The following is a 26,144-nucleotide window of genomic DNA, read 5'->3' on the forward strand; positions in this document are numbered from 1 at the left end:
GGGGGTGGTCAACGGTGACTATACGACGCCACAATCACTTGGCGATCAGCCGGTTTTTTGTTTCATTATGGAACACCAATCGGCAGCTGGGGTTTCATTTTGAAACAGCGAAGCGTGTTTTTTCAGCAGTAAAGAGAACTGGCGCACAGCAAAACGTATAGCTGCGTAAAGAGTCGCGCCAGGCCTGGGATTCAGCTTTAATTTTGAGCATCTTTCCCCTATCCTTACGCCACTACTGGGAAAGGGCGAAAACAGCCCGCACGATGGGATTAACAACGATGAAACGGACAAAAAACATCAACCAAGAGACGTTCCGCAAATCCTGGCGCAGCTACCGCGTTGCCCCGGTGGCTTTGGCGATCAGCGCAGTGTTTATGCTGGCCGGCTGTGAAAAGACGGATGAAACGGTCTCGCTGTACCAGAATGCCGACGACTGTTCGCGCAGTAACCCGTCGATGAGCGAGCAGTGCACCACCGCTTACAACAACGCATTGAAAGAAGCCGAAAAAACCGCACCGAAGTACGCCAGCCGTGAAGACTGCGTGGCCGAATTCGGTGAAGCGCAATGTACCCAGGCACCGGCGCAGGCCGGCATGGCGGCCGAGTCGCAAAGCAGCGGCAGTTTCTGGATGCCGCTGATGGCCGGCTACATGATGGGACGCATGATGGGCGGTTCCGGCTTCGCCCAGCAGCCGCTGTTCACCTCAAAAAACCCGGCCAGCCCGGCGAACGGCAAGTTTGTTGACGCCAGCGGCAAGAACTACGGTCCGGCCACCGCCGGCGGGCGTACCATGACGGTGCCAAAAACCGCCATGGCGCCAAAACCGCCGGTGACCAATACCATCACCCGCGGCGGCTTCGGTGAGTCGGTTGCCAAGCAGACCAGCATGCAGCGCAGCAGTGCGACATCCGGCTCACGCAGCATGGGTGGTTAAGGCATGAAACGCGTTGCAATTGCAGAACGCCCGGACTGGCGTGAAAAGGCGGCGGAATTCGGCTTCAACTTCCACACCATGTATGGCGAACCCTATTGGCGGGAAGACGCTTATTATCAGTTCACGCTAGCACAAATCGACGAGATCGAAAGCGCCACCGCCGAACTGCATCAGATGTGCCTGCAGGTGGTTGAAACCGTGGTCGACAGCGATGAGCTGCTGGCCAAATTCCGTATTCCGAAACACACCTGGGAATTCGTGCGCAGCTCATGGCGCACCAATACGCCGTCGCTCTATTCACGCCTCGATCTGGCCTATGACGGCGTTAACCCACCGAAACTACTGGAAAACAACGCCGATACCCCAACGTCACTTTACGAGGCGGCGTTCTTCCAGTGGATCTGGCTGGAAGACCAGATCAATGCCGGCAAACTGGACGCACAGGCGGACCAGTACAACAGCCTGCAAGAGAAACTGATTGAACGTTTTGGCGAACTGAAAGCTCAGCACGGATTCCAGCTGCTGCATATGGCTTGCTGTCAGGACAGCGAGGAAGATCGCGGTACGGTGCAATATTTGCAAGACTGCGCGCAAGAGGCTGGCATCGCCACCGAATTCCTGTTTATGGAAGAGATTGGCCTCGGCGAAAAAGGCCAGTTCACCGATCTGCAAAACCAGGTCATCGGCAACCTGTTCAAACTGTATCCCTGGGAGTTCATGCTGCGCGAAATGTTCTCCACCAAGCTGGAAGACGCCGGTGTTCGCTGGCTGGAGCCCGCCTGGAAAAGCATTATCTCCAATAAGGCGCTGTTGCCGATGCTGTGGAAAATGTTCCCGGATCACCCGAACCTGCTGCCGGCCTATTTTGCCGAAGATCGGCACCCGACGCTCGATCACTACGTCGTCAAACCGCTGTTCTCCCGCGAAGGCGCCAACATCAAGATTGTGAAAAACGGTCAGGAAGTGGCGCGGGTTGACGGCCCGTATGGCGAAGAGGGCATGATCGTGCAGCAATTCCATCCGCTGCCACAGTTCGACGGCAACTACACGCTGATCGGCAGTTGGCTGGTGGACGATCGGCCGTGTGGCATTGGCCTGCGAGAGGATCGTGAACCGATCACCCAGGATCTGTCACGCTTTTATCCGCATATCATCCTCGATTAACCAACAATGCCAGCGATACGCTGGCATTGTTTTAGCCCACCTGCACCGACAGCATACTCAACGCGCCCATTTCCAGGCCGTCAATCGGTACGCCAATCGGCTCCTCACCGTTCCAACTGCCCAGCACGTACAGCAACGGCAGATAGTGTTCCGGCGTCGGGTTGGACAGCGCCGCCCCCTCGTGCTGCATAAAATTCACCAGAGGATGGTGTTCGCCCCGGTAGGTCAGGTTGTCTCGCACATAGTGATTAAACGACTCGGCCCACGGGTACGGGCTGGTGTCGCCCTGCCATTTCACCTTTCTCAAATTATGCACCACGTTGCCGCTGGCCACCATCATCACCCCCTGCTCACGCAGCGCCGCCAGTTTCCTGCCCAGTTCAAAGTGATATTCCGCCGGTTGCGTACCGTCGATGCTCAATTGCACCACCGGAATATCCGCTTGCGGATACATCTTGATCAACACTCCCCAACTGCCATGGTCGAGCCCCCATTCGCCGGTATCGGCCGTGACCGTGGTCGGTGCCAGCAACTGTTGCACCTGCGCAGCCAACGCCGGTGAACCCGGCGCTGGGTATTGCGTATCAAACAGCGCCTGCGGGAAACCGCCAAAATCGTGAATGGTTTTGGGAAATTCCATCGCCGTTACCGCAGTACCGCGGGTATACCAATGGGCAGAGATCGCCAGAATTGCCTTCGGCCGCGGCAGCGTTTCGCCCAGTTGGCGCCACGCTGCGGTATAGCGGTTTTCTTCCAATACGTTCATCGGGCTACCATGGCCGAGGAACAGAGCAGGCATGCGAGAAGTGGTCATAACTTATCCTTTGCTGAAGGTTCAACGTTACTGCTGACTACCTTACGCCGTTTGTCAGCGCGACACAGTCGGATAAGCGTGATGAAGATATTCAAGAAATTTGAACGGTTAAATCAATAAGAACAATCAGGCAAATCCACTCGATTTATACCTTTACTCTGTTAGTATCAGAATATGAATAATTATCATTAGCATAGAGGACCACGATGTCGGTACCGCTGATTTTGACTCTGCTGGCCGGTGGTGCAACCTTCGTAGGCGCGCTGTTCGGCATCATCGGACAGAAGCCCTCCAACCGGCTGCTGGCGTTTGCCCTCGGTTTCGCCGCCGGGATTATGCTGTTGATTTCTCTAATGGAAATGCTGCCTGCCGCGCTGCATACGCCGGGCATGTCGCCAATGCTGGGCTATGGGATGTTCATGTTCGGCCTGTTGGGGTATTTTGCGCTCGATCGCATGTTGCCGCACCAGCACCCGCAGGATCTGGTGCAGAAGCCGCTCAAACCGCTCAATCTGAAGCGCACCGCGATCCTGCTGACGCTCGGCATCAGTCTGCATAACTTCCCGGAGGGCATTGCCACCTTCGTCACCGCCAGCGCCGATCTGGAACTGGGCATGGGCATCGCGTTAGCCGTTGCCATGCATAACATTCCCGAAGGTCTGGCGGTGGCCGGGCCGGTGTACGCCGCTACCGGGTCAAAAACCAAAGCGCTGTTCTGGTCGGGAATATCGGGGTTGGCAGAAATTCTCGGCGGGGTACTGGCGTTTGTGCTGCTTGGCCCGATGATTTCCCCGGTGGTGATGGCCTCAATCATGGCGGCGGTGGCCGGCATTATGGTGGCCTTGTCGGTAGATGAACTGATGCCACTGGCAAAAGAGATCGATCCGCATAATAACCCCAGTTACGGCGTATTGTGCGGTATGGCGGTGATGGGTTTTAGCCTGACGCTGCTGCAAAGCGGCGGCATCGGTTAATGCTAAAAATGCAAAAAGGCTGAACCAGGTTCAGCCTTTTTTATCTGCCTATCGGCCACAGGTGTCGCACGCAACACCCTGGCAGAACATCAGCTCGCCTGCTTTTCGTGCATCTGGCGGTAGGCCACCAGATCTTCGATGGTCAGCACCGGCATCTCGTGCTGCTTGGCGAACGCGATCACTTCCGGCGCATGCGCCATGGTGCCATCATCGTTGGTCAGTTCACAGAGTACGCCAGCGGGTTTAAAACCGGCCAGCGCCACCATATCGATGGTCGCTTCGGTGTGGCCACGACGACTCAGCACGCCACCCGGCTGTGCGCGCAACGGGAACACGTGGCCCGGGCGGTTCAGATCGCTCGGTTTGGCATTGTCGGCAATTGCCGCACGAATGGTAGTCAGGCGGTCTGCGGCGGAAACGCCGGTGGTAACGCCCTGCGCCGCTTCAATGGTCACGGTGAAGGCGGTCTGGAACTGGCTGGAGTTGTTGGTCACCATCATTGGCAGCTCAAGCTGCTGACGGCGTTCTTCGGTGAGACACAGGCAAACGATGCCGCTGCCGTGGCGAATGGTCAGCGCCATCTGCTCCACGGTCATGGTTTCGGCGGCGAAGATCATGTCACCTTCGTTTTCACGATTTTCATCATCAAGCACCATAACGCCGCGCCCATTGCGCAATGCGTCCAACGCGCGTTCAACGCGTTCTACCGGCGTGCCGAAGTCTGAAAGTAGCGTCTGATTCATGGTAAAAAACCTCATTAAATTTATGGATTACCAGAACCAGGGCGATCTTGAGGAGTGGCGTAGAGATAGCCAAAAATAACGCAAGCGGGCGTAAGCCCGGCAGTTACCGTTACTCTCTCCCATCCGGACTATAACCGTCGGCCCCGGAATTACACCGGATCTGCTGACCTCTAACCGACCCAAAGGCTGGCTGAGCGCTCGCGGGCTTTCACCGTAGAAGATGATTTACCGCCGGTGGGGACTTTCACCCCGCCCTGAGAATAAGCGTTATGACTATAACGCTAATGATTATCCGAGGCAATTGGCAAAGCGTGCACTTATCATGCATATCGGCAAGGTGAAAGTTAGTTTATCCAGCGGGCAACTCGCATTACACTAGGCAACAGCCATTACATTCTGAAAGGGATACGCCATGATTGACCCGAAAAAAATTGAACAGATCGCACGCCAGGTACATGAATCCATGCCCAAGGGTGTCCGTGAATTCGGGGAAGACGTAGAAAAGAAAATCCGTCAGGTGCTGCAAGCGCAGCTGACCCGCCTGGACCTGGTCAATCGCGAAGAGTTTGACGTACAGACTCAGGTTCTGCTGCGCACGCGCGAAAAACTGGCTCTGCTGGAGCAGCGTCTGGCCGAGCTGGAAAGCAAGCAGACCGGCACGCCAAAGCAGGAAGAAGAATAAATCGCTTGCCGGATCGGGGCTGAACGCCGGTTCAGCCCTGTATTTCTTACGCCTTGCCGCGCGGCAACACCAGCCAAATCAGCACCAACATCGCCAGCGCGTAGAGACTTTTCCAGCCGATAATCACCAGCAACAGCAGGCACAGCAGCGTGCCAACCGCCGCCATCCAGCGCGAACGGCCCAATAAAATGCGGCAGCCCGCCAGCATGCACAGCAGATAAATCAGCACGAAGATTCCGTTGGCGTACACCAGCAGCGTGTCCAGCGGCAAATCAAGTGCGTAGATCAGCAAGGTAAACAGCAAGCAGCTGCCCACCACTGCGCTGAGCGCATTGACCGGTGCCTGTCCGGCGGACAATTGCGCCAAGGCGCTGCCGGGCTTGCTCTGCGCCTGCGACCACACCAGCCGGGCAAAACTCTGGGTATAGATATTCACGCTGGCGAAACAGGCCAGATAACCGATCACGCAGGCAATCCACAGCGCATGTTGGCCAAACAGCTGCACCACGATAGCGGGCAGCGAGGCCGCAGCCGCCTGGTGCTCACCGTAGGCGTGAAAGTGCAGCACCGCGACGGTACAGCCCCAGTACACCAGGCCGGCCACCAGCAGACCCAGCAGCAAAGCGCGCGGGAAGTCGCGTTCCGGCTGGCGAAACTCCGTCGCCAGATGCGCAAAGGCCTCCAGTCCGACGAAGCACCAGAACATCACCGCCAGGGCATGAAACAGCTTGGGAGGAGAAATCTCATCGAGCGCCGGCCAAGGAATATGCGCCGGTCTGATCCCACCTTTCCACCAGATGGCAGCCACCAGAGCCACCACCAGGATCGCGATCAGGGTTTGAATATTAGCGCTGGAGCCGGCGCTGCGGGTACCGAGCAACCAGATGGCCATCAGCGTGGCGATTTGCACCAGCAGCAGGCCGTTGGCACTCCACCCGAGCGTTGCCTGCCAGAAACCGGCGGCGATTTGCAAGGCGGCGGGCAAACCCACCGGGATCACCGACAGGAACAGCCAGGCGGTGACCTTGGCCATACGCGGACCAAATGCCATACCGACAAAATGCGCCGCACCGCCGGCGCTGGGGAAGTGACGCCCTAACGCGGCAAAGGCGATGGCAATCGGGAACACCAATGCAATCAGCAGCGGCCAGGCCCACAGGCTATCCCCCTGCGCCAGCTGGGCCGCTAACGCCGGCACAGCAAACACCCCGGTGCCGAGCAGCGAGGTGGACAACAGGCCCACTCCCTGCGCCAACCCCAGTTCCTGTTTTAATCCACTCACTGGCAACCACCGCAATCAGGGGCGTCAGGCACGCCCACGCAAGATGTTCTCGTTGCAGCGGCGTGATTAACCGCGCCCGTCCTTGATGGCTTTGATGATATTGGTCGTTGACAGACCATCTTCAAAGTTCAGCACTTTCACGTCGCCGCCGTTGGCCCACACTTCAGCGCTGCCAGCAATCTCTTCCGGTTTGTAATCGCCGCCTTTCACCAGCAGATCCGGCAGGATATCGGCGATCAGGCGCTGTGGCGTGTCTTCTTCAAACGGCACCACCCAATCGACCGCCTCCAACGCGCCCAGCACGATCATGCGGTTTTCCAACGCATTTACCGGGCGGGTTTCGCCCTTCAGGCGCTTGGTAGATGCATCGCTGTTGACCGCGACGATCAGGCGATCGCCCAGTTTGCGGGCATTGGCCAGGTAAGAGACGTGACCAGCATGCAGAATGTCGAAGATACCGTTGGTCATGACCACTTTTTCGCCGCGCTGGCGTGCCTGCGCCACCGCCTCTTTCAACTGTGCTTCGCTCATCACGCCAAAACCGGTTTCAGCTCGACCACGGATGGCATTTTCCAGCTCGATCGGCGAAACGGTGGAGGTCCCCAGCTTGCCGACCACCACGCCAGCGGCGGCGTTTGCCAGGAAACACGACTCTTCCAGCGTATTGCCGGCGGCCAGCGCCGCGGCCAATACGCCAATCACCGTGTCGCCGGCGCCGGTCACGTCGAACACTTCCTGCGCCTGCGTTGGCAGATGCAACGGCGGACGACCCGGTTGCAGCAGCGTCATGCCATGTTCCGAACGCGTCACCAGCAGCGCGGAAAGCTCGAAATCAGCCACCAGCTTCATGCCGCGTTGCACCAGCTCAGCTTCGTCCTTGCAGTGGCCCACCACCGCTTCAAACTCCGAAAGGTTTGGCGTGAGCAGCGTCGCGCCACGGTAGCGTTCAAAATCGGTGCCTTTGGGATCGATCAATACCGGCACCCCGGCGTCACGCGCCAGTTTGATCATGCCTTGCACCTTGCTCAGCGCGCCCTTGGCGTAATCGGACAGCACCAGTGCGCCAATCTGCGGCAGCGCCAGTTGAATGCGCTCCAGCATCGGCTGTGGATCGACGTTGGAAAAACCTTCTTCGAAATCAAGGCGAATAAGCTGCTGATTGCGAGACAGCACGCGCAGCTTGGTGATGGTCGGATGCGTCGGCACCGACACGAAGTCACAACGTACGTTGACTTCGTTGAGCTTGGCGCTCAGCGCACGCGCCGCATCGTCAATGCCAGTCAGGCCCACCAGGCGCGAGTTGGCGCCCAGCGAGGCAATGTTCATCGCGACGTTAGCCGCACCGCCGGGACGCTCTTCGATGGTATCCACCTTGACCACCGGTACCGGGGCTTCCGGTGAAATACGGCTGGTCGGCCCATACCAATAGCGATCCAACATGACGTCACCAACCACCAGTACACCGGCGCGGCGAAAATCAGGCAGTGTAACTTTCATCCGATAACTCCAAACAGGTCATAAAATTAATGGCGCCGATAGTATCACAGACGCCGTTGATACCAGCAAAAACCTGGTGTCTAACCCAGCCACTGGCTCCAGCTGGCGCGCACCTGTGCGCGCTCGGCGGTGAACAGTTCGCTGCTGACTTTGCCGGAGTGCTCCTGCAACGCCAGGTGATGAATTTCATCGCGCATGGTGACATAAGCGCGGGTCAACGCACGCGCTTCGTCTTCCGGCATGATGTCGTAATTGGCCATCAACTCGAAAATCCGCACGTTATCGGACCAGCGCGTCAGGCGCGGTTCGTCGGCGGCATAGCGTAAGACCAGATATTGGGCGATAAATTCGATATCCGTTATCCCCCCCTCATCCGCTTTGATATCAAACAGCTCACGCTGCTTGTTGCCGAGGTGATTTCGCATTTTTTCGCGCATGTCGCGCACTTCCTGCTGCAACGTTGCGCCGACGCGCGTTTTGCAGAGGATCTGGCTGCGGATTTGATCGAAACGTTGATGCAGTGCCGGATCGCCATACACGATACGCGCCCGCACCAATGCCTGGTGTTCCCAGGTCCAGGCTTCGTTCTGCTGATAATCGGCAAAGGCCTCAACGGTGCTGACCAGCATGCCGGCCGCGCCGGATGGCCGCAGACGTGCGTCCACCTCATACAGAATGCCGGACGAGGTTCGGGTGCTGAACAGGTGCATCACGCGCTGCGCCAAACGCAGATAGAACTGGCGGCCGTCAATGCAACGATCGCCGTCGGTCATCACGTCGGGCGGACAATCCAGCAGGAACACCAGATCGAGATCGGAACTGTAGCCCAGTTCCCAACCGCCCAGCTTGCCGTAGCCAATCACCGCGAACCCGCGACCTTCACGCTCTTGCAAGTGGGTCGGCTGGCCATAGCGTGCCACCATATCGTTCCATGCCTGTTGTACCACGGCGTCGATGATCGCCTCCGCCAGATAGGTTAAGTGATCGCTCACTTTCATTACCGGCAGCGCTTCGGCAATATCACCGGCGGCAATGCGCAACTGCTGCGCCTGCTTGAACTGCCGCAGCGCCTCCAGACGCTGTTCTTCGTCATCTTCCGGGACTCGCAGCAAATACTGCCGCAGCTCGCTGCGATAGGCATCCGGTGCTACCGGCTGGTAGAGCGTCGACGGGTCAAGCAGTTCATCCAGCAGCAGCGGATAGCGCGCCAATTGGCTGGCCACCATCGGCGACGCCGCGCACAGGCGAATCAGGTGGCTGAGCGCCGCCTGATACTCCACCAGCAGCTCCAGATAGGTGGTACGGGTGACGATGCTCAACAACAGCTGCGTCAGACGCACCAGCGCGGTCGGCGCGTCGTTGCGCTGGCAGACTGCCGCCAGCAAACGCGGCATCAGTTGATCCAGCACGTCGCGCCCGCGCGGCCCGATGGTACGCTTGTCCACATCGTGGCGGAATTCGGCGATGGTGCGCAACATCATGCTCCGCTCCTCGTCGTCCAGATGCGGCGTCAACGGTGCGATTTCCTGCTGTTCCAGGGCATCCTGCCACAGGCTGTGATAATGCTGATAGTGGGGATCTTCGCCGATATCGGGGCTGTCGTCGCCGATAAGCTGGTCAAACACCGCCCTGACCGCCTGCATATGGTACTCCAGACGTTGCAACAGGGTTGGCCAGTCGGCAACGCCCATGCCCCAGGCCAGTCGCGCCTGATCGAGCGCATCCTGCGGCAGGGTCTGGGTTTGCTGATCGGCTATCGCCTGCAACAGGTTTTCCAGACGACGCAGGAACAGATAGCCGTCGCTCAGTTGCACCACCTGCTCGGGTGGCAACAGCCCCAGTTCGCCCACCGCCTGCAGCGTCGGCAACAGCGCCCGCCCCTGCAATGCTGGCTCGCGCCCGCCTCGGATCAATTGAAACACCTGGGTGATAAATTCGATTTCGCGAATGCCGCCGGCTCCCAGCTTAATGTTGTCCTTTAGCCCACGGCGCCGCACTTCACGTGCAATCATGCCTTTCATATTGCGCAGCGACTGGATCACGCTGAAATCGATGTAGCGGCGGAACACGAACGGCCGCAGCATCTTGCGCAGCTCCTGGCTGTATGCATCGTCAAACCCGCCCATCAGACGCGCCTTGACCATCGCGTAGCGCTCCCAGTCGCGCCCCTGTTCCTGGTAATAGTCTTCCAGTGCGGCAAAGCTCATCACCAGCGGGCCGCTGTCGCCAAACGGCCGCAGGCGCATGTCGACGCGATAGACAAAACCGTCGATGGTTTGCTGATCCAGCGCTTTGATCAGCCGCTGACCGAGGCGCGTAAAGAATTGGGCGTTATCCAGCTGGCGCCGACCGCCTTCGGTCTGGCCATTTTCCGGGTAGGCGAAAATCAGATCGATATCCGAAGAAAAGTTCAGTTCGCCGCCGCCCAGTTTACCCATGCCAAGGATCAGCAGCGGCTGCGGCACGCCTTCGCCATTGCACGGCGTGCCCCATTCGCGACAGCAGGTTTGATACAGCCAGTCGCGTGCGCTGACGATCAGCGTTTCCGCCAATGCGCTCAGCTGGCGCAAGGTCTGTTCGGTGCTGCAGAGATTTTGCGCCTGCGCCCAGGCGATGCGCACCAGGGTTTCCCGTCGGAACAGGCGCAGTGTGCGCATCAGCGCTGCTTCATCAGGGACTTCTTCCAGCAGGTCTTGCAGCCAGGCGGTGTAATGCTGGCATTCGTCCGGCTGCGGCGGCTGCCTGCGCAAAGTATCCAGCCATTCCGGGTGGCTGAGCAGCATATCGCTGATAAAATCGCTCGACGCCAGGATCTGCTGTTCATGCGCGCCAAGGGTAAACTCTGCGCCCTGGATAGCATGGAAACGCTCAACGATCTGCTGCGCCTGGGCCTGCAAGAGGGCTGAAAGTGGCAACATAATGAATGCCTCTGACGGTGGCCTGCCACCGGCAGGCCAAAAGTGATTAACGAACCGCGCCGTTTAACCAGAATGGCGCATGGGATAAGGCGTTTTTGCGGCAACCTTCATACCAGCCCTGACGACGTTCGGCCACTGCCGCCTGCAGTTCGCGCCAGGCGGTGATGTATGGCTCGCTTTCGCTGTCTGGATAGGCGCCGGAAAGCAAGGCAAACGCCGCCAGCTGGCGCGTCAGGCGAGGCAATTGTTCCTGATATTCATCGTCATTCAGGCTGCGGTTAAACGCCTCTTTCAACTCTGCTGCGCTGCGTCCCAGCATGATGTCGCAGAAACGCTTGAATGATCCCTCAAGCCTGGTGCGGGCCTTGGCATCGACAAAGGCGCGCCATGCACCGGTCACCAACCATGATGTAAGCGCCAACTTACATTGCAGGTACTCGACGCCGAAACACAGCTCCTGCGCTTCGGTGCTGCTGTCCTCCAACAACGGTTCCAGCGCGGTCAGTCGGTTACGCAGTTCGGCACTTGCCTTACGCGGCACCAGCCCGCCAAACACCACCAATATCTGACGTATCAGGGTAATGGCCTCAATAACGCCCTGCCGCGCTTTCACGTCGCCGCGCAGCCACAGCTCTTCGTGATACTGCCAATGGTTCAGCGCCAGTTCAAAACCGGCAATCATTCCTTGTTCAACGCTGGACTTTGCTGGCATTTTCAAGATATTCAACGGCCGCCGCTGGCGCTCGGGGTTGCCCTGTGCCAGATGATAGCCGCGTGCAGCCTTGCTCAGGCTCCCCTGACGCAGACCACCGTTCTGCGCCAGTTCGGCAGCCAGTTTCAGCACGTCGGCGGTATCACCCTGCTTGAGCTCCAGTTCAATTTCGCACAGCGGTTCCACCCGTTCGCCAGCACGCACCTCTCCCTGGTCGAGGCCAACCTCGATCAGGCTGTTATCGTAAGTGATCACCCACTTCTCACGTACAAAGTCGGTGCGGAACAGCGGCTGCAACCGCTGCTGTAGCGCGAACACATCACAGTCCTGCGGCCAGATGTCCGCCGGGAATTGTGCCAGCGCCAGTTCCGGTGCGGCGATAGCCACGTTGTATTCCGGCCGCTGATGCAAACCAGCGACTACCGAGCCGGCAGTTTTGATGGTCATCTCAAAGCGTTCGTCGAACCCCCGGATGCGCAGCCCCATATCATGGCGGCGCAGAAAATTGTCGTCGGTTTCAAAGTAAATATTGGTCAGACGCTGCGGTGCAGAATGCTGGTGCGGCCATGCCGCCAACTGTGCCGGTAACGCGGCCACCGCGGCGGGAGTAGCAATAAATTTCAGTTCGATTTCAACGGTCATAAGTCTTTTACACCAATAAGTTACACGTTCGCGAGACGCTTCGTGGTAATGCGCCGACAAAACGGCGTTGCCGGCGACCGCACAGTGGTGATTATCTTACCGCGATTCCCGGCGGCTGAACCCTGCTGAATGCAGAAAAAACCTGTTACGCAATAAAATGGCGCACAACTCACAGAATCAGCCACAGTAAGATAGTTCTCATTCCGGTTTTGGCGTTGCGTCGTCAGACTGAAGCCTCTACTATCGTTCCATAAATTCACACAGAAACGATGAACTAATGCAGAAATTACGCCTAATTTGCCTCGCCGTGCTGAGCCTCAGCATCACTTGGGGCGCACATGCCGAAGATAAGCGCTATATCTCCGATGAATTGAATACTTACGTACACAGCGGCCCAGGTAATCAATACCGTATTGTCGGCACGTTGAACGCCGGCGACGAAGTCACGCTGTTAAGTGTGAATGACAGTACCAAATATGGCCAGATTCGCGATGCCAAAGGCCGCAGCGTGTGGATCCCGCTCGACCAGCTCAGCGAAACCCCCAGCCTGCGCACCCGAGTACCGGAACTGGAACAGCAGGTGAAAACCCTTACCGACAAGCTGGCGAACATCGACAACAGCTGGAACCAGCGTACGGCGGAAATGCAGCAGAAAGTGGCCGCCAGCGATGGCACCATCAGCGGGTTGCAGCAGGAAAACCAGGAGCTGAAAAACCAGTTGGTGGTTGCACAGAAAAAAGTCAACGCAGTTAACTTGCAACTCGACGACAAGCAGCGCACCATTATCCTGCAATGGTTCATGTACGGTGGCGGCGTAGCCGGTATCGGTCTGTTGCTTGGCCTGCTGTTGCCACACCTGATCCCACGCCGCAAAAACAACAATCGCTGGATGAACTGAGTTCCGTCAGCGTCACCGCCTGCGGACGCATGCCGATCGGTTAACGCCGTTCGGCATTTTTTATGCGCGCTGGCGCTGGTGACAACTGGCAGGCAGCAGCTAAGCCGAGTCGCGCTGCACCAGTTGGCCTGAAATGACAATCCGCTGTGCCGCCAATGACGGTTCGCCGATCTTTTTAAGCATCAGCGCGGCTGCCTGACGGCCGGTTTCATCGCTAGCGGAAGAAACGTAGGTAAATGAAGGGGATGTCAGGTTGATGTGCAGCATATCCTCAAAACCAACCAGTGAAACTTGCTGCGTCAGGAAGACGTCTTTGCCAATGGTGCGCCCCACCTGCTGCACGCCGCTGATACAGCCGATGATTGTCGCGGCGGAATGGCAGAGTACCGCGGTAATTTTATTACTGTTTTCTAATAACTTGCGAATTCCCGTTGCCGCCGACTGGGTATTTTCTTCACCGCATGGCGCCCAATCGTCACGAAACGGCAAGTCATACTGCTGCAGCGCGCTGCGGTAGCCCAACAGCCGCTCCTGCCGCAACAGGCACTGCGCATCGCCGCCCAGATAGGCAATGTTGCGATGACCGCGCTCAATCAGATAACGCGTGGCCCGACTGGCGGCATGGCGATTGTCACGCTCAATCAGGTCGCGATCGCCGTCCAGCAAGGATTCGGAAACCACCACCAACGGCAGCGCGCATTGCGCAATCGCCTGCGGCAACCGGCGGGAAAAAGGATTGGCAGACAGATAAATCACCCCCGCCACGCCCTGCTGGGCAAACGAGGTCAGGCATTGGCGGAGCTGCTTTTCGTCGTCCTGCGGCTGGCCCAGAAACACCATAAACCCCTGCTGTTCCAACTCGCGTACGATGCTGGCCATCACCTTGATGGAAAACGCATCGCTGAAGTTGCGGATGATGACGCCGATCAGATTGGACGTATTGGCTCGCAGATTGGCCGCCGCCACATTATGGACATAACCCAGCCGTTCAATGGCAGCCTGCACTTTTTCTTTGGTGGCGTCTGAAATCTTGCCCTTGCGCCGTAAAACCAAAGAAACGGTGGAAACCGAGACGCCAGCCAGCTGCGCTACATCGATAATGTTAACTTTTTTCATCCTGACTCGCGCACTCCGACACCGTTGCTGAAGACTGACATCATAAAGCCTCGCTGTTTGATACAGGAGGCTTTATTTTCATTGCGTTGACAGCATAACTACTTGCCGGTGAGGGTCGCCATGGTTTGCGCGATAAACTGTGCGCGCGCACCGAAAATCACCTGAACGCCCCGATCGCCGACAAACACCACGCCACGGGCGCCAACGGCGTTAAGGCCGTCCTTGTCAACCCGCTCCCCCTGTTTGACCTCCAGCCGCAGGCGGGTAATACAAGAGCCGACCGAGCTGATATTTTCTACGCCGCCAACCAGGGCGATAATCTCGGTCGCCAGTTCGCGATCGGTTTTATCGTTAGCCTCGGACATCACGTCGGTTCTCCCCGGCGTTTTGACATTAAAACGGCGGATAACAAAGCGGAAGGTGAAGTAGTAAATCAGCGCCATCGGCACCCCGACAATCACCGCGCTGAGGAAGTTGGTCTGATAACCGTTGAACGACGGCAGGATGCCGAACGAGATGTAGTCAATCAGCCCGGCGGAGAAGGATTTGGCGATATGTGCATGCAGCAGGTACATGCACATGTATGCCAGCCCCGCCATAATGGCGTTAAACACGTAAAGGATCGGCGCGACAAAGATAAAGGTGAACTCCACCGGTTCGGTAATCCCGGTCAGGAAACAGGTCAGCGCCGCAGAGAACAGAATACCGGAGGCGATTTTCTTGTTCTTGCTGTTGGCTTCATGGTACATCGCCAGGCAGGCCGCCGGCAGCGCGAACAGCATCAGTGGAAACTCGCCCTGCATGAACTTGCCGGCATCGTGGTAGCTGTCGCTGCTGAAGGACTTCACGCCTTCCGCCAGCATTTTAAACCAGATGGTCTGATCGCCGTGAATCACCTGACCGGTTTGCGTGGTGTAATCGCCGAACGAATACCAGAACGACGGATACCAGATATGATGCAGGCCCAATGGAATTAACGCGCGCTCCGTCAGGCCGAAAATAAAGGTCGATAACGCCTGGTTATCACCGTTGACCACCAGCGACAGCGCATCGATCGCCGATTGGATATATTGCCAAACCCAAGGCAACACCATGCCGAGCAGGAAAGACAGCAATGCGGTGGCGATGGCAACAAAGCGTTTCCCAGAGAAAAAACCAAGGAACTCGGGCAGTTGTAACGTATGGAAGCGGTTATAACACCAGGCGGCCAGAATACCGCAGATCAACCCGCCAAATACGCCCATCTGTAACGTGGGGATGCCCACCACCAGGGCATATTTACCACCGCTGGCAGCCATTTCCGGCGTTATATGCAGCAGTGTGCCGATGGTGACGTTGACAATAAATACCGAGACGGCGGCAGACAGCGCCGCAATGCCGGACTCGGCCGCCAAGCCGACCGCCGAGCCGATGGCAAACAGCAGCGGCAGATTGTCAAAAATCACCCCGCCGGCGTTCATCATCAACGGCAAATGAAATTTATCGCCAAATGCCAGTAGCAAACCGGCGGCCGGCAACAGTGAAATCGGCAGCATCAGCGCCCGACCGATCATTGAGAGTTTCGATAACGACTTGATAAAACCGGATACCATACCCATTGCTGTTCCCCCTGTCTTACGTTGTTTCGATGACACCTTGATGGCGATTCTTGTATTAGGTAGAACGTTCTAGTAGAACGTTCTACCTATAGTGAAACAACCGCTGCACGGCGGCAACGGGAAAGTGATTTCCGCCACCAGGGAGTAACAATATTTTGAACTCACGCAACGGAAACCCTACTCAGCACATGGGTTATTGATGCAGCAGCCCGCCGGCAATTCATGTAATCTGAGAGTCAGAGCCTTATTGCAGAATTCGGGAGTATGACAGTGAAAACTTATCTGGTCGGCGGCGCAGTGCGCGATCGCCTTCTCAAGATACCGGTCTTCGATCACGATTGGGTGGTGGTCGGCGCCACGCCAGAAGAATTATTGGCTCTGGGCTACCAACAGGTCGGCAGAGACTTTCCGGTATTCCTCAACCCCAACACGCACGAAGAGTATGCGCTGGCACGCACCGAGCGGAAATCCGGCCAGGGTTATACCGGCTTTGTCTGCCATGCCGCGCCGGATGTGACGCTGGAAGAGGATTTACAGCGCCGCGATCTGACCATCAATGCCATCGCACAAACCACCGACGGTGAACTGGTTGATCCCTATCACGGCGTCGACGATCTGAATGCGCGCGTATTACGCCACGTTTCCGCTGCATTTGGCGAAGATCCGCTGCGCGTGCTGCGCGTCGCGCGTTTTGCCGCCCGCTTCGCCCACCTCGGTTTCACCATCGCGCCGGAAACTGCCGCCCTGATGCGTCAAATGACCGACAGCGGCGAGCTGTCGGCGCTCACCGCCGAACGGGTGTGGAAAGAGACCGAGAAAGCCCTGCAGAGCGATAATCCGCAGGTGTACTTCCAGGTGCTGCGCGATTGCCACGCGCTGCAGGTGCTGTTCCCGGAAATCGATGCGCTGTTTGGCGTGCCGGCTCCCGAAAAATGGCACCCGGAAATCGATACCGGGGTGCATACGCTGATGACGCTGGCTATTGCCGCACGGCTCACTCCGGAGATAGACGTACGCTTCGCCGCACTGTGTCACGATCTCGGCAAGGGGCTAACGCCAAAGCAATACTGGCCGCATCATCACGGCCACGGACCGGCGGGGGTACGTCTGGTGGAACAGCTGTGCCAACGGTTACGGGTGCCAAACCCGATCCGCGATCTGAGCAAACTGGTGGCTGAATACCACGATCTGATTCATACCGTAAACAAACTACGGCCAGAAACCCTGCTGAAACTGTTCGATGCAATTGACGTGTGGCGCAAGCCACAGCGGCTGGAACAGATGATCCTCACCAGCGAGGCCGATGCGCGCGGTCGTACCGGTTTTGAAGAAAACCCCTATCCGCAAGGCGATTACCTGCGCGAAGCCTATCGGGTCGCTCTGGGGGTGGCGGTAAAAGAGGTGGTCGACAGCGGTTTCCAGGGGCTGGCAATCCGCGATGAAGTGAAGCGACGCCGCCAACAGGCACTGGCGCAATGGAAAAGCGCGCAGGATGGCGAAGCGCCACAGGCGTAAAAAAACCCCGCCAATGGCGGGGTTTGCTTTTCCTGGCTGTGATTACATGAATACCATGTACACCACCGCCGCCACGATAAAGCGGTAAATGGCAAACGGAATGAACGAGATACGTTTAATCAGCGTCAGGAAGGTTTTAATCGCTATCAGCGCCACCACAAAGGCGGTGACGAAGCCGACCGCGAACATCGGCAAGTCGGCCAGCGTCAGGAAATGCAGACTCTTGTACAAATCCAGGCCGCTGGCGCCGATCATCATCGGTACGGCCAGAATGAAGGAAAATTCGGACGCGGCATAACGGCTGACACCCACCAGCATCCCGCCGGAAATGGTCGAACCGGAACGTGAAAAGCCCGGCCACAGCGCCAGACACTGGAAACAGCCGATCATGAATGCCTGACGATAGGTGATGTCGTCCAGGCCAACCGCACGCGGTTTTTTCGGCTTCAGCCACTCTGCGGCCAACAGCAGGAAACCACCGACAACCAGCGCGTACATGACGTTTTTCGGTTCAAACAACGACTTGATCACGTCGTGGAACACCAGCCCCAGCACCACCGCCGGTACCATCGCCAACAGGATGTGACCGAGTTTCAGCCGCCCCGCCGTATGGCCTTCATGCGCGACCGGCTTGCCACCGAAGTGGATACCAATCAAACCAAACAGTCGGCGCCAGAACATCACCACCACGGCCAGAATCGAGCCGAGCTGAATAATTACTTCAAACGTCTTGGCCTTGTCGCCGGTAAAGCCCAACCACTCGCCGACGATAATCATATGGCCGGTCGATGATACCGGCAGGAACTCCGTTAACCCTTCCACCACACCAAGTACAAATGCCACAAACAGTGAATGCATGTCCGCCATGTGCGCGCTTACCCCGTAATCTTCCGCTATAAACATAAAAAAGCGGCAGTGTTCAATACATTGCCGCTAAAACAATTCTGAGTTTCAGACCAAACTATCGATCTTTAGTTGCATCAGCATGACAGTTAATCAGGCCGGACGCGTGCCACGTTCAATGATCACACCAACGCGGCTAGCATGGGCAACCGCCCCCGGCTTGCTGACCTTAATACGGACCCACGGTGATTTAAAGCGTTGCAGCAACATTTCGGATATTTCCTCCGCGACCCGCTCGACCAGGGCAAAACGACCGGATTCAACGTGTTGGATCACCGCATCGCTGATATCGGCATAGCTCAGGCAGTCATTGACGTCATCGCTGGCGGCGGCCCGACGGTTATCCCAGCCCATTTCGATATCGAACACCAGTTTCTGGCGAATGGTCTGTTCCCAGTCATAAACGCCAATGGTGGTGATTACGGTAAGTTCTTCAATAAATACGATATCCATCACGTCATTCTCTGTTTTTGGCCTTGCCGGATACCACTTCCAGCGGAATATGCGTATTATCCATAGATGTTGCGAGTAAAACGACCATTATTAAACGGAACCGCGTTATGAGTGCTACCGCGCTTGGCATGATTATCTTCGCGTATCTGTGTGGCTCAATTTCCAGCGCGATCCTGGTTTGCCGGATCGCCAGGCTGCCCGATCCGCGTGAACATGGCTCAGGGAATCCCGGAGCAACCAACGTCCTGCGTATCGGCGGTCGCCTTGCGGCGGCGGCGGTGCTGATTTTTGACGTGCTGAAAGGGATGCTGCCGGTCTGGCTGGCCTACGAACTGAATATACCGCCGCTGTATCTCGGCCTGACGGCGATTGCCGCCTGTCTTGGCCACATCTATCCGGTGTTTTTCCACTTTCGCGGCGGCAAGGGCGTCGCCACGGCGTTCGGCGCCATTGCGCCCATTGGCTGGGATCTGACCGGGCTGATGACCGGCACCTGGTTACTGACGGTGCTACTGAGCGGGTATTCCTCGCTGGGAGCGATTGTCAGCGCGCTGATTGCGCCGTTTTACGTCTGGTGGTTCAAACCGCAGTTCACCTTTCCGGTGGCGATGCTGTCATGCCTGATATTGATGCGCCATCACGATAATATCCAGCGTCTGTGGCGTGGTCAGGAAGGAAAGATCTGGGGCAAGTTTCGCAAGAAAAAGCAGGATGCCGCCGAAGTGGCAGCGCAGGACATCAAGCAGGAAGACGATAAATAGAGAGCGTCAGGGACGGATTATCGCCGGCCCTGACGTTTGCCGTTATACCGCCGGCAGCTCGGCCAACGGCCAGCGTGGGCGCACCGAAACGCTCAACGCCGGGTTGGCGCCGCTTTGCAACCGCACCATCCCCGCATAGGCAATCATCGCGCCGTTATCGGTACAAAATTCCGGACGGGCGTAGAACACCTCACCACCGCGCTTTTGCATCAGGTCCGCCAGCTTGGCGCGCAGCGTGCGATTGGCGCTAACGCCGCCGGCCATCACCAGCCGCTTGAAGCCGGTCTGTTCCAAGGCGCGTTTGCACTTGATGGCCAAGGTATCCACCACCGCATCCTCAAAGGCGCGGGCGATATCGGCTCGGGTTTGATCGTCATCACCGTTGGAGCGGATGGTATTGGCCGCAAAGGTCTTCAACCCCGAGAAACTGAAATCCAGCCCCGGGCGATCGGTCATCGGCCGCGGGAAAGTGAAACGCCCCGCAACGCCCTGTTGCGCCATTTTCGACAGCATCGGCCCGCCGGGATAGTCCAGCCCCAGCAATTTGGCGGTCTTGTCGAACGCCTCGCCGGCCGCGTCATCAATAGACTCCCCCAGCAGTGCGTATTCACCGATGCCGGTCACGGCGATTAGCTGGGTATGGCCACCGGAGACCAGCAGCGCGACAAACGGAAATGCCGGCGGGTTATCCTCCAGCATCGGCGCCAGCAGGTGGCCTTCCATATGGTGCACCGGCACCGCCGGCACGTTCCAGGCAAACGCCAGCGCGCGACCAATGGTTGCCCCGACCAGCAATGCGCCCACCAGGCCAGGTCCGGCGGTGTAGGCTACGCCGTCGATGTCGGCAGCGGTCAGATTGGCTTCTTTTAACGCCGCCTGGATCAGAGGCACGGTTTTCCGCACGTGATCGCGCGAGGCCAGCTCCGGCACTACGCCGCCGTAGTCCGCATGTAGCTTCACCTGACTGTATAATTGATTGGCTAACAAACCGGCGTGTTCGTCATAAACTGCAATTCCGGTTTCATCGCAGGACGTTTCTATACCCAGTACTCGCATTACCGTTCCCATCATTCACGTGCGGCCGCCAGTTTAGCACAAACCGCGTCATTTACCGCCAGCCGCACGCAGTTTGCCGCCGCCTGTCAACTATGTCGATGATTCCAGGAACAAATGTGCCGATGATTAAAAACGAGCAATTTTTTCTGATTAGTCTATAATCAGCGGCCGACGCAAAATTGCGCCATAATTGCTGAAGTGGCGTTCGGAATGGCGCACGGTGCGGTCGGGTTTCTCTTTGACTTGGTGCTTTACAAAGCAGCACCCATTGGAGTAAAATTCCGCACCATTTTGAAAAGGCTGGCGCTTGGCCAGCAGCAAACCGAATTCTATTGAGGTGAGAGGCACATGCCGGTAATTAAAGTACGTGAAAACGAGCCATTTGACGTTGCTCTGCGTCGTTTCAAGCGTTCCTGCGAAAAAGCAGGTGTTTTAGCTGAAGTTCGTCGTCGTGAGTTCTATGAAAAACCGACTACCGAACGTAAACGCGCTAAAGCTTCTGCTGTGAAACGTCACGCGAAGAAACTGGCTCGCGAAAACGCACGCCGCACTCGTCTGTATTAATCCTTCGGGGGTAACCCCGCCGCGTGATTTTTTCTTTTCCAAGAACACGCAGACTGAGTAGTTGCATACGAAGGCCGTGCTTTCCGAAAGGAATGCGCGGCTTGTTCTCGTTTATAGGCAGTCGAACCGAGGCTTATGGCTGGACGAATTCCGCGTGTATTTATCAATGACTTGCTGGCGCGCACCGACATCGTCGATCTGATCGACGCACGGGTGAAGCTCAAGAAGCAAGGCAAAAACTACCACGCGTGCTGCCCGTTCCACCACGAAAAAACGCCTTCGTTTACCGTTAATGGCGACAAACAGTTCTATCACTGTTTTGGGTGTGGTGCACACGGCAACGCCGTCGATTTCCTGATGAATTACGACAGGCTGGAGTTTGTCGAAACCATCGAGGAACTGGCAACCATGCACGGGCTGGAAGTGCCTTACGAGGCAGGCACCGGGCCGACCCAGATCGAACGCCATCAGCGGCAAAGTCTTTATCAACTGATGGAACAGCTCAGCGCGTTCTATCAACAGTCAATGCATCAGCCCAATGGCAAGCAGGCGCGCGATTACCTGCAACAGCGCGGGTTGAGCGACGACGTTATCCGTCATTTTGCCATCGGCTTCGCACCCGCCGGCTGGGATAACGCCCTGAAACGTTTTGGCCGCGACCCCGACAGCCGGGCGGCGTTGAACGATGCCGGCATGCTGGTGACTAACGATCAAGGTCGAACGTACGATCGTTTCCGCGAGCGCGTCATGTTCCCGATCCGCGACAAGCGCGGACGCGTGATCGCCTTTGGCGGCCGCGTACTGGGTGATGGTATGCCAAAATACCTGAACTCGCCGGAAACCGAAGTATTCCACAAGGGCCGTCAGTTGTACGGTCTGTATGAAGCACAGCAGAGCCATCCGACCCTGCAGCGTTTGCTGGTGGTGGAAGGTTATATGGACGTGGTGGCGTTGGCGCAGTTCGGCATCGATTATGCCGTCGCTTCGCTCGGAACCTCGACAACGGCTGACCATATCCAGCTGTTGTTCCGCGCCACTGATAACGTGGTCTGCTGTTATGACGGCGACCGTGCCGGCCGGGAAGCAGCCTGGCGTGCGCTGGAAACTGCACTGCCCTACCTCAATGATGGGCGGCAGTTGCGGTTCATGTTTTTGCCCGACGGTGAAGACCCGGACACATTGATACGCAAAGAAGGCAAGCAGGCGTTTGAACAGCGGATGGAGCAGGCACAGCCGCTTTCCACCTTCCTGTTTGAAAGCCTGATGCCGCAGGTCGATCTGAGCAGCCCCGACGGGCGTGCCAAGCTGAGCACGCTGGCGCTGCCGCTGATCACCCAGGTGCCCGGTGAGACGCTGCGTTTGTATCTGCGTCAACAGCTTGGCAGCAAACTGGGACTGCTGGACGACAGCCAGCTCGACAAGCTGATGCCCAAGCAGGCGGAAAATGGCAATAGTTATCAGCCTCCCCAGCTAAAACGCACAACCATGCGTATACTGATAGGGTTACTGGTACAGAATCCGCACTTGGCCACGCTGGTTCCGGCGCTGGAAGGGCTGGAGCAGACCAGGCAGCCAGGACTGCCGCTGTTTGTCGAACTGGTGCAAACCTGCCTGTCGCAGCCGGGCCTGACTACCGGGCAGCTGTTAGAGCTGTATCGCGACAACAAATTCAGCCAGCAGCTTGAAACTCTGGCTACGTGGAACCATATGATCATTGAGGATATGGTTGAACAAACATTTTTAGATACGCTGGCCAGCCTGTATGACTCGGTGCTCGAGCAGCGGCTGGAAACGTTGATAGCCCAGGCCAGAACGCACGGCCTGAGCCCGGAGGAACGGGAAGAAGTCCGTTCGCTCAATCAAGTGTTAGCAAAGAAAAACTGAATCTGGACAACATTATTTGCGTTTCAGGCGGGCGAAAAACGTACGTTCTCCGGTGAATTGACTACAGTCAGTGACTCGGGACAGGAAAAGCGCCTTCTCCTGCAACGTGAAGCATGAAGCATACAAACGGCTTAAGTGCCGATAAAAGCGAGGGCAAAGCCCTGCAAGATGCCGCCACAGTGGGCCGCGGCTATAACAAATACGCCCCAAATGCTATTGTTGGCGGTTTCGCCGACCGACACCAACCCAAATACTCTGAAGTGTGGATACCGTCTTATGGAGCAAAACCCGCAGTCACAGCTGAAGCTACTTGTCACCCGTGGTAAGGAGCAAGGCTATCTGACCTATGCTGAGGTCAATGACCATCTGCCGGAAGATATCGTCGACTCCGACCAGATCGAAGACATCATCCAGATGATTAATGACATGGGCATCCAGGTGATGGAAGAAGCACCGGACGCCGATGACCTGTTGCTTGCTGAAAACTCGAACAGCACCGACGAAGACGCAGAAGAAGCCGCCGCTCAGGTACTGTCCAGCGTTGAGTCCGAGATTGGCCGCACCACTGACCCGGTTCGCATGTACATGCGTGAAATGGGTACCGTTGAACTGCTGACGCGCGAAGGCGAAATCGACATTGCCAAACGCATTGAAGACGGTATCAATCAGGTGCAGTGCTCGGTCGCCGAATACCCGGAAGCCATTACCTATCTGCTGGAGCAGTACGATCGCGTTGAAGCGGGCGAATCTCGCCTGTCCGATCTGATCACCGGCTTTGTCGATCCGAACGCGGAAGAGGACATCGCTCCTACCGCGACGCACATCGGTTCTGAGCTGTCGACCGAAGAGCAAAGCGACGACGAAGAAGAAGACGACGACGACGACGCCGAAGACGACAACAGCATCGATCCGGAACTGGCGCGCCAGAAATTCACCGAGTTGCGCGAGCAGTATGAAGCGACCCGTCAGGTCATCAAGACCAACGGCCGCAGCCACGCCAGCGCAGCCGAAGAAATTCTGAAGCTGTCTGACGTATTCAAGCAGTTCCGCCTGGTGCCGAAGCAGTTCGACTTCCTGGTCAACAGCATGCGTACCATGATGGATCGCGTCCGTACCCAGGAACGCATCATCATGAAGCTGTGCGTTGAGCAGTGCAAAATGCCGAAGAAAAACTTCGTCACGCTGTTCGCCGGCAATGAAACCAGTGACTCCTGGTTCGAAGCAGCATTGGCGATGGCCAAGCCCTGGTCCGAAAAACTGAAAGACGTGGCGGAAGACGTGCAGCGCAGCCTGCAAAAACTGCGTCAGATTGAAGAAGAGACCGGCCTGACCATCGAGCAGGTAAAAGACATCAACCGTCGCATGTCGATCGGCGAAGCGAAGGCCCGTCGCGCGAAGAAAGAAATGGTTGAAGCGAACTTGCGTCTGGTTATTTCCATCGCCAAGAAATACACCAACCGCGGTCTGCAATTCCTGGATCTGATTCAGGAAGGCAACATCGGTCTGATGAAAGCCGTCGACAAGTTCGAATACCGCCGCGGCTATAAGTTCTCGACCTATGCCACCTGGTGGATCCGTCAGGCCATCACCCGCTCTATCGCCGATCAGGCGCGCACCATCCGTATTCCGGTGCATATGATTGAGACCATCAACAAGCTCAATCGTATTTCGCGTCAGATGCTGCAAGAGATGGGCCGTGAACCAACGCCGGAAGAGCTGGCAGAACGCATGTTGATGCCGGAAGACAAAATCCGCAAGGTGCTGAAGATCGCCAAAGAGCCGATCTCCATGGAAACGCCGATTGGTGATGATGAAGATTCACATCTGGGCGATTTCATCGAGGATACCACCCTTGAGCTGCCGCTGGATTCCGCCACATCGGAAAGCCTGCGCTCCGCCACGCACGACGTGCTGGCTGGCCTGACCGCCCGTGAAGCGAAAGTGCTGCGTATGCGTTTCGGTATCGATATGAACACTGACCACACGCTGGAAGAAGTGGGCAAACAGTTTGACGTTACCCGTGAGCGTATTCGCCAGATCGAAGCGAAGGCGTTGCGCAAACTGCGCCACCCAAGCCGTTCTGAAGTACTGCGCAGCTTCCTGGACGATTAATCCAGGTTGTTATTGCTGTATAAAAACCCCGGCCTGCCGGGGTTTTTTATTGCCCGATTTTCAGCGCCAGCGCCAGTTCACGGTAACTTGCGGTCAGTTGTTCGAGCGTGGCGCGATTTAGCCCGCTGGGGTTGGGCAGCACCCATACCTCGGTATCGCCAATCGTCACCGCCTGTCGCCCCCAGGCAACGTTACGAATGCCGAACGCGTCGCTGAACGCCTGCTTGCCAAGGATCGCCAATGCACGTGGCCGATTGTGCAGGATCTTTGCTTTTAACGCCTCACCGCCGTGACGCAACTCGTCGCGCGCCAGTTCGCTGGCCGCCACCGTTGGCCGTGCCACCAGTGCCGTAATACCACAGCCATACTCCGGCAGCCGCTGCCACTGTTCCGGCGCCAGTTGCACCGCGGTGAACCCCGCCAGATGAATCACCTTCCAAAAGCGGTTGCTGGCATTGGCAAAAGGGTAGCCGCGCTGCGCCGAAGAAAGGCCGGGATTGATGCCGCAAAATACCACCTGCAGATTTGGGAGCAGAAGTTCCATGATAGCCAACGGTCCTTACCTGGGATTTATGAAGGTTATCGCAAAATCCGCCAACAATTACAACAAGCTACCACTGCGCAGAAAAACGCCATCCGGATGAATGGCAGTAGACCTACCCCGTCACCTTGCCGTATAATCTCGCCCGCATGGCCCCTTAGCTCAGTGGTTAGAGCAGGCGACTCATAATCGCTTGGTCGCTGGTTCAAACCCAGCAGGGGCCACCAAATTTTAGCCTTAAAATCATATAATTAAGCCACCCACTGCGGTGGCTTTTTTGTGTGTGCCGGGCATGCTCAGCAGCGCGGGGGTGAAAGTCCCCTGTCCAGCCTGATGGTGGTGAAGGACTAGCGAAGCGCAAGGGCGTCGTCGTGAGGCGG

The 26,144-nt window shown here is 57.1% G+C and carries 22 protein-coding genes, 1 tRNA gene and 1 riboswitch; of the genes, 11 read left to right on the forward strand and 12 right to left on the reverse strand.

The features are described 5' to 3' along the window. Positions 1 to 278 precede the first annotated feature (278 nt). A complete protein-coding gene (locus AC2AXP_RS11375) occupies positions 279 to 935 on the forward strand; it encodes a DUF1190 family protein (RefSeq protein WP_004958319.1) in 657 nt (218 codons plus the stop codon). Positions 936 to 938: 3 nt separating this feature from the next. Beyond that, positions 939 to 2,099 carry a glutathionylspermidine synthase family protein gene (locus AC2AXP_RS11380; protein WP_004958318.1) on the forward strand — a complete coding sequence of 387 codons (1,161 nt, stop codon included), beginning with the start codon at positions 939 to 941 and terminating at the stop codon, positions 2,097 to 2,099. Between the two features lie 31 nt (positions 2,100 to 2,130). On the opposite strand, the gene ygiD is transcribed toward AC2AXP_RS11380, so the two are convergent. Continuing rightward, positions 2,131 to 2,913: a 4,5-DOPA-extradiol-dioxygenase gene (gene ygiD / locus AC2AXP_RS11385; protein ID WP_430299364.1), complete on the reverse strand. Its 783-nt coding sequence runs from the start codon at positions 2,911 to 2,913 to the stop codon at positions 2,131 to 2,133. Positions 2,914 to 3,119: 206 nt separating this feature from the next. Between ygiD and zupT the strand changes: the two genes are divergently transcribed. Further along, positions 3,120 to 3,887: a zinc transporter ZupT gene (gene zupT / locus AC2AXP_RS11390; RefSeq protein ID WP_004958312.1), complete on the forward strand. Its 768-nt coding sequence runs from the start codon at positions 3,120 to 3,122 to the stop codon at positions 3,885 to 3,887. Between the two features lie 89 nt (positions 3,888 to 3,976). On the opposite strand, the gene ribB is transcribed toward zupT, so the two are convergent. Then, positions 3,977 to 4,630 carry a 3,4-dihydroxy-2-butanone-4-phosphate synthase gene (ribB, locus tag AC2AXP_RS11395; protein WP_004958310.1) on the reverse strand — a complete coding sequence of 218 codons (654 nt, stop codon included), beginning with the start codon at positions 4,628 to 4,630 and terminating at the stop codon, positions 3,977 to 3,979. A 107-nt stretch (positions 4,631 to 4,737) separates the two neighbouring features. Next, positions 4,738 to 4,896: riboswitch (FMN riboswitch) on the reverse strand. Positions 4,897 to 5,042: 146 nt separating this feature from the next. Here ribB and ubiK point away from each other — a divergent pair. Then, the gene (gene ubiK, locus AC2AXP_RS11400) at positions 5,043 to 5,312 is read left to right on the forward strand and encodes a ubiquinone biosynthesis accessory factor UbiK (RefSeq protein ID WP_004958308.1); all 270 of its coding nucleotides are present in this window, start codon (positions 5,043 to 5,045) and stop codon (positions 5,310 to 5,312) included. A 46-nt stretch (positions 5,313 to 5,358) separates the two neighbouring features. Here the strand turns inward: ubiK and yjeH are convergent, their stop codons facing one another. From yjeH to AC2AXP_RS11420, 4 genes are all read right to left on the reverse strand, one after another. After that, positions 5,359 to 6,594: an L-methionine/branched-chain amino acid transporter gene (gene yjeH, locus AC2AXP_RS11405; protein ID WP_004958306.1), complete on the reverse strand. Its 1,236-nt coding sequence runs from the start codon at positions 6,592 to 6,594 to the stop codon at positions 5,359 to 5,361. 66 nt (positions 6,595 to 6,660) lie between these two features. Beyond that, entirely contained in the window at positions 6,661 to 8,091 is a 1,431-nt protein-coding gene (gene hldE / locus AC2AXP_RS11410; RefSeq protein ID WP_004958304.1) for a bifunctional D-glycero-beta-D-manno-heptose-7-phosphate kinase/D-glycero-beta-D-manno-heptose 1-phosphate adenylyltransferase HldE, read from the reverse strand. Positions 8,092 to 8,171: 80 nt separating this feature from the next. Beyond that, positions 8,172 to 11,009, reverse strand: coding sequence for a bifunctional [glutamate--ammonia ligase]-adenylyl-L-tyrosine phosphorylase/[glutamate--ammonia-ligase] adenylyltransferase (glnE, locus tag AC2AXP_RS11415; RefSeq protein ID WP_004958302.1), 2,838 nt, complete (start codon positions 11,007 to 11,009; stop codon positions 8,172 to 8,174). Between the two features lie 46 nt (positions 11,010 to 11,055). Then, entirely contained in the window at positions 11,056 to 12,363 is a 1,308-nt protein-coding gene (locus tag AC2AXP_RS11420; protein ID WP_004958301.1) for a CYTH domain-containing protein, read from the reverse strand. Positions 12,364 to 12,640: 277 nt separating this feature from the next. Here AC2AXP_RS11420 and AC2AXP_RS11425 point away from each other — a divergent pair, with 277 nt between their 5' ends. Further along, entirely contained in the window at positions 12,641 to 13,261 is a 621-nt protein-coding gene (locus AC2AXP_RS11425; protein WP_004958299.1) for a TIGR04211 family SH3 domain-containing protein, read from the forward strand. 99 nt (positions 13,262 to 13,360) lie between these two features. Here AC2AXP_RS11425 and malI read toward each other — a convergent pair whose 3' ends face one another. Further along, complete coding sequence (malI, locus tag AC2AXP_RS11430; protein WP_004958298.1) at positions 13,361 to 14,377, reverse strand: Mal regulon transcriptional regulator MalI; 1,017 nt, start codon at positions 14,375 to 14,377, stop codon at positions 13,361 to 13,363. A gap of 98 nt (positions 14,378 to 14,475) precedes the next feature. Next, a complete protein-coding gene (locus tag AC2AXP_RS11435; RefSeq protein WP_004958297.1) occupies positions 14,476 to 15,975 on the reverse strand; it encodes a PTS transporter subunit EIIC in 1,500 nt (499 codons plus the stop codon). Between the two features lie 270 nt (positions 15,976 to 16,245). On the opposite strand from AC2AXP_RS11435, the gene AC2AXP_RS11440 reads away from it, so the two are divergent. Then, positions 16,246 to 17,490, forward strand: a complete 1,245-nt coding sequence (locus AC2AXP_RS11440; RefSeq protein ID WP_039992535.1) for a multifunctional CCA addition/repair protein — start codon at positions 16,246 to 16,248, stop codon at positions 17,488 to 17,490. 42 nt (positions 17,491 to 17,532) lie between these two features. Here the strand turns inward: AC2AXP_RS11440 and bacA are convergent, their stop codons facing one another. Both bacA and folB read right to left on the reverse strand, forming a co-directional pair. Next, complete coding sequence (bacA, locus tag AC2AXP_RS11445; protein WP_039992534.1) at positions 17,533 to 18,357, reverse strand: undecaprenyl-diphosphate phosphatase; 825 nt, start codon at positions 18,355 to 18,357, stop codon at positions 17,533 to 17,535. 129 nt (positions 18,358 to 18,486) lie between these two features. Beyond that, a complete protein-coding gene (gene folB, locus AC2AXP_RS11450; RefSeq protein ID WP_004958291.1) occupies positions 18,487 to 18,846 on the reverse strand; it encodes a bifunctional dihydroneopterin aldolase/7,8-dihydroneopterin epimerase in 360 nt (119 codons plus the stop codon). 107 nt (positions 18,847 to 18,953) lie between these two features. On the opposite strand from folB, the gene plsY reads away from it, so the two are divergent. Further along, positions 18,954 to 19,607, forward strand: a complete 654-nt coding sequence (gene plsY, locus AC2AXP_RS11455; protein ID WP_004958290.1) for a glycerol-3-phosphate 1-O-acyltransferase PlsY — start codon at positions 18,954 to 18,956, stop codon at positions 19,605 to 19,607. A 42-nt stretch (positions 19,608 to 19,649) separates the two neighbouring features. On the opposite strand, the gene tsaD is transcribed toward plsY, so the two are convergent. Then, on the reverse strand, positions 19,650 to 20,663 hold the full coding sequence (gene tsaD / locus AC2AXP_RS11460; RefSeq protein WP_039991702.1) for a tRNA (adenosine(37)-N6)-threonylcarbamoyltransferase complex transferase subunit TsaD: 1,014 nt from the start codon (positions 20,661 to 20,663) through the stop codon (positions 19,650 to 19,652). A 348-nt stretch (positions 20,664 to 21,011) separates the two neighbouring features. Between tsaD and rpsU the strand changes: the two genes are divergently transcribed. From rpsU to rpoD, 3 genes are all read left to right on the forward strand, one after another. After that, positions 21,012 to 21,227 (forward strand): 30S ribosomal protein S21, encoded by a 216-nt coding sequence (rpsU, locus tag AC2AXP_RS11465; protein WP_001144069.1) that lies wholly within the window; start codon positions 21,012 to 21,014, stop codon positions 21,225 to 21,227. 135 nt (positions 21,228 to 21,362) lie between these two features. Then, entirely contained in the window at positions 21,363 to 23,111 is a 1,749-nt protein-coding gene (dnaG, locus tag AC2AXP_RS11470) for a DNA primase (RefSeq protein ID WP_198773735.1), read from the forward strand. 276 nt (positions 23,112 to 23,387) lie between these two features. Continuing rightward, positions 23,388 to 25,223: an RNA polymerase sigma factor RpoD gene (gene rpoD, locus AC2AXP_RS11475; RefSeq protein WP_039991699.1), complete on the forward strand. Its 1,836-nt coding sequence runs from the start codon at positions 23,388 to 23,390 to the stop codon at positions 25,221 to 25,223. Between the two features lie 46 nt (positions 25,224 to 25,269). Here the strand turns inward: rpoD and mug are convergent, their stop codons facing one another. Then, positions 25,270 to 25,767 (reverse strand): G/U mismatch-specific DNA glycosylase, encoded by a 498-nt coding sequence (gene mug, locus AC2AXP_RS11480; RefSeq protein WP_004958279.1) that lies wholly within the window; start codon positions 25,765 to 25,767, stop codon positions 25,270 to 25,272. A 148-nt stretch (positions 25,768 to 25,915) separates the two neighbouring features. On the opposite strand from mug, the gene AC2AXP_RS11485 reads away from it, so the two are divergent. Then, a tRNA-Ile gene (locus AC2AXP_RS11485) sits at positions 25,916 to 25,991 on the forward strand. The last annotated feature ends 153 nt before the right edge of the window (positions 25,992 to 26,144 follow it).

The organism is Serratia sp. Sp408 (assembly GCF_057180665.1).

What these genes read in the sequence shown, in the direction of transcription:
- AC2AXP_RS11375 (WP_004958319.1), top strand. Translation starts at nt 279, where the DNA reads ATGAAACGGACAAAAAACATCAACCAAGAGACGTTCCGCAAATCCTGG.
- AC2AXP_RS11380 (WP_004958318.1), top strand. Translation starts at nt 939, where the DNA reads ATGAAACGCGTTGCAATTGCAGAACGCCCGGACTGGCGTGAAAAGGCG.
- ygiD (WP_430299364.1), bottom strand. Translation starts at nt 2,913, where the DNA reads ATGACCACTTCTCGCATGCCTGCTCTGTTCCTCGGCCATGGTAGCCCG.
- zupT (WP_004958312.1), top strand. Translation starts at nt 3,120, where the DNA reads ATGTCGGTACCGCTGATTTTGACTCTGCTGGCCGGTGGTGCAACCTTC.
- ribB (WP_004958310.1), bottom strand. Translation starts at nt 4,630, where the DNA reads ATGAATCAGACGCTACTTTCAGACTTCGGCACGCCGGTAGAACGCGTT.
- ubiK (WP_004958308.1), top strand. Translation starts at nt 5,043, where the DNA reads ATGATTGACCCGAAAAAAATTGAACAGATCGCACGCCAGGTACATGAA.
- hldE (WP_004958304.1), bottom strand. Translation starts at nt 8,091, where the DNA reads ATGAAAGTTACACTGCCTGATTTTCGCCGCGCCGGTGTACTGGTGGTT.
- glnE (WP_004958302.1), bottom strand. Translation starts at nt 11,009, where the DNA reads ATGTTGCCACTTTCAGCCCTCTTGCAGGCCCAGGCGCAGCAGATCGTT.
- AC2AXP_RS11420 (WP_004958301.1), bottom strand. Translation starts at nt 12,363, where the DNA reads ATGACCGTTGAAATCGAACTGAAATTTATTGCTACTCCCGCCGCGGTG.
- AC2AXP_RS11425 (WP_004958299.1), top strand. Translation starts at nt 12,641, where the DNA reads ATGCAGAAATTACGCCTAATTTGCCTCGCCGTGCTGAGCCTCAGCATC.
- malI (WP_004958298.1), bottom strand. Translation starts at nt 14,377, where the DNA reads ATGAAAAAAGTTAACATTATCGATGTAGCGCAGCTGGCTGGCGTCTCG.
- AC2AXP_RS11435 (WP_004958297.1), bottom strand. Translation starts at nt 15,975, where the DNA reads ATGGGTATGGTATCCGGTTTTATCAAGTCGTTATCGAAACTCTCAATG.
- bacA (WP_039992534.1), bottom strand. Translation starts at nt 18,357, where the DNA reads ATGGCGGACATGCATTCACTGTTTGTGGCATTTGTACTTGGTGTGGTG.
- folB (WP_004958291.1), bottom strand. Translation starts at nt 18,846, where the DNA reads ATGGATATCGTATTTATTGAAGAACTTACCGTAATCACCACCATTGGC.
- plsY (WP_004958290.1), top strand. Translation starts at nt 18,954, where the DNA reads ATGAGTGCTACCGCGCTTGGCATGATTATCTTCGCGTATCTGTGTGGC.
- tsaD (WP_039991702.1), bottom strand. Translation starts at nt 20,663, where the DNA reads ATGCGAGTACTGGGTATAGAAACGTCCTGCGATGAAACCGGAATTGCA.
- rpsU (WP_001144069.1), top strand. Translation starts at nt 21,012, where the DNA reads ATGCCGGTAATTAAAGTACGTGAAAACGAGCCATTTGACGTTGCTCTG.
- dnaG (WP_198773735.1), top strand. Translation starts at nt 21,363, where the DNA reads ATGGCTGGACGAATTCCGCGTGTATTTATCAATGACTTGCTGGCGCGC.
- rpoD (WP_039991699.1), top strand. Translation starts at nt 23,388, where the DNA reads ATGGAGCAAAACCCGCAGTCACAGCTGAAGCTACTTGTCACCCGTGGT.
- mug (WP_004958279.1), bottom strand. Translation starts at nt 25,767, where the DNA reads ATGGAACTTCTGCTCCCAAATCTGCAGGTGGTATTTTGCGGCATCAAT.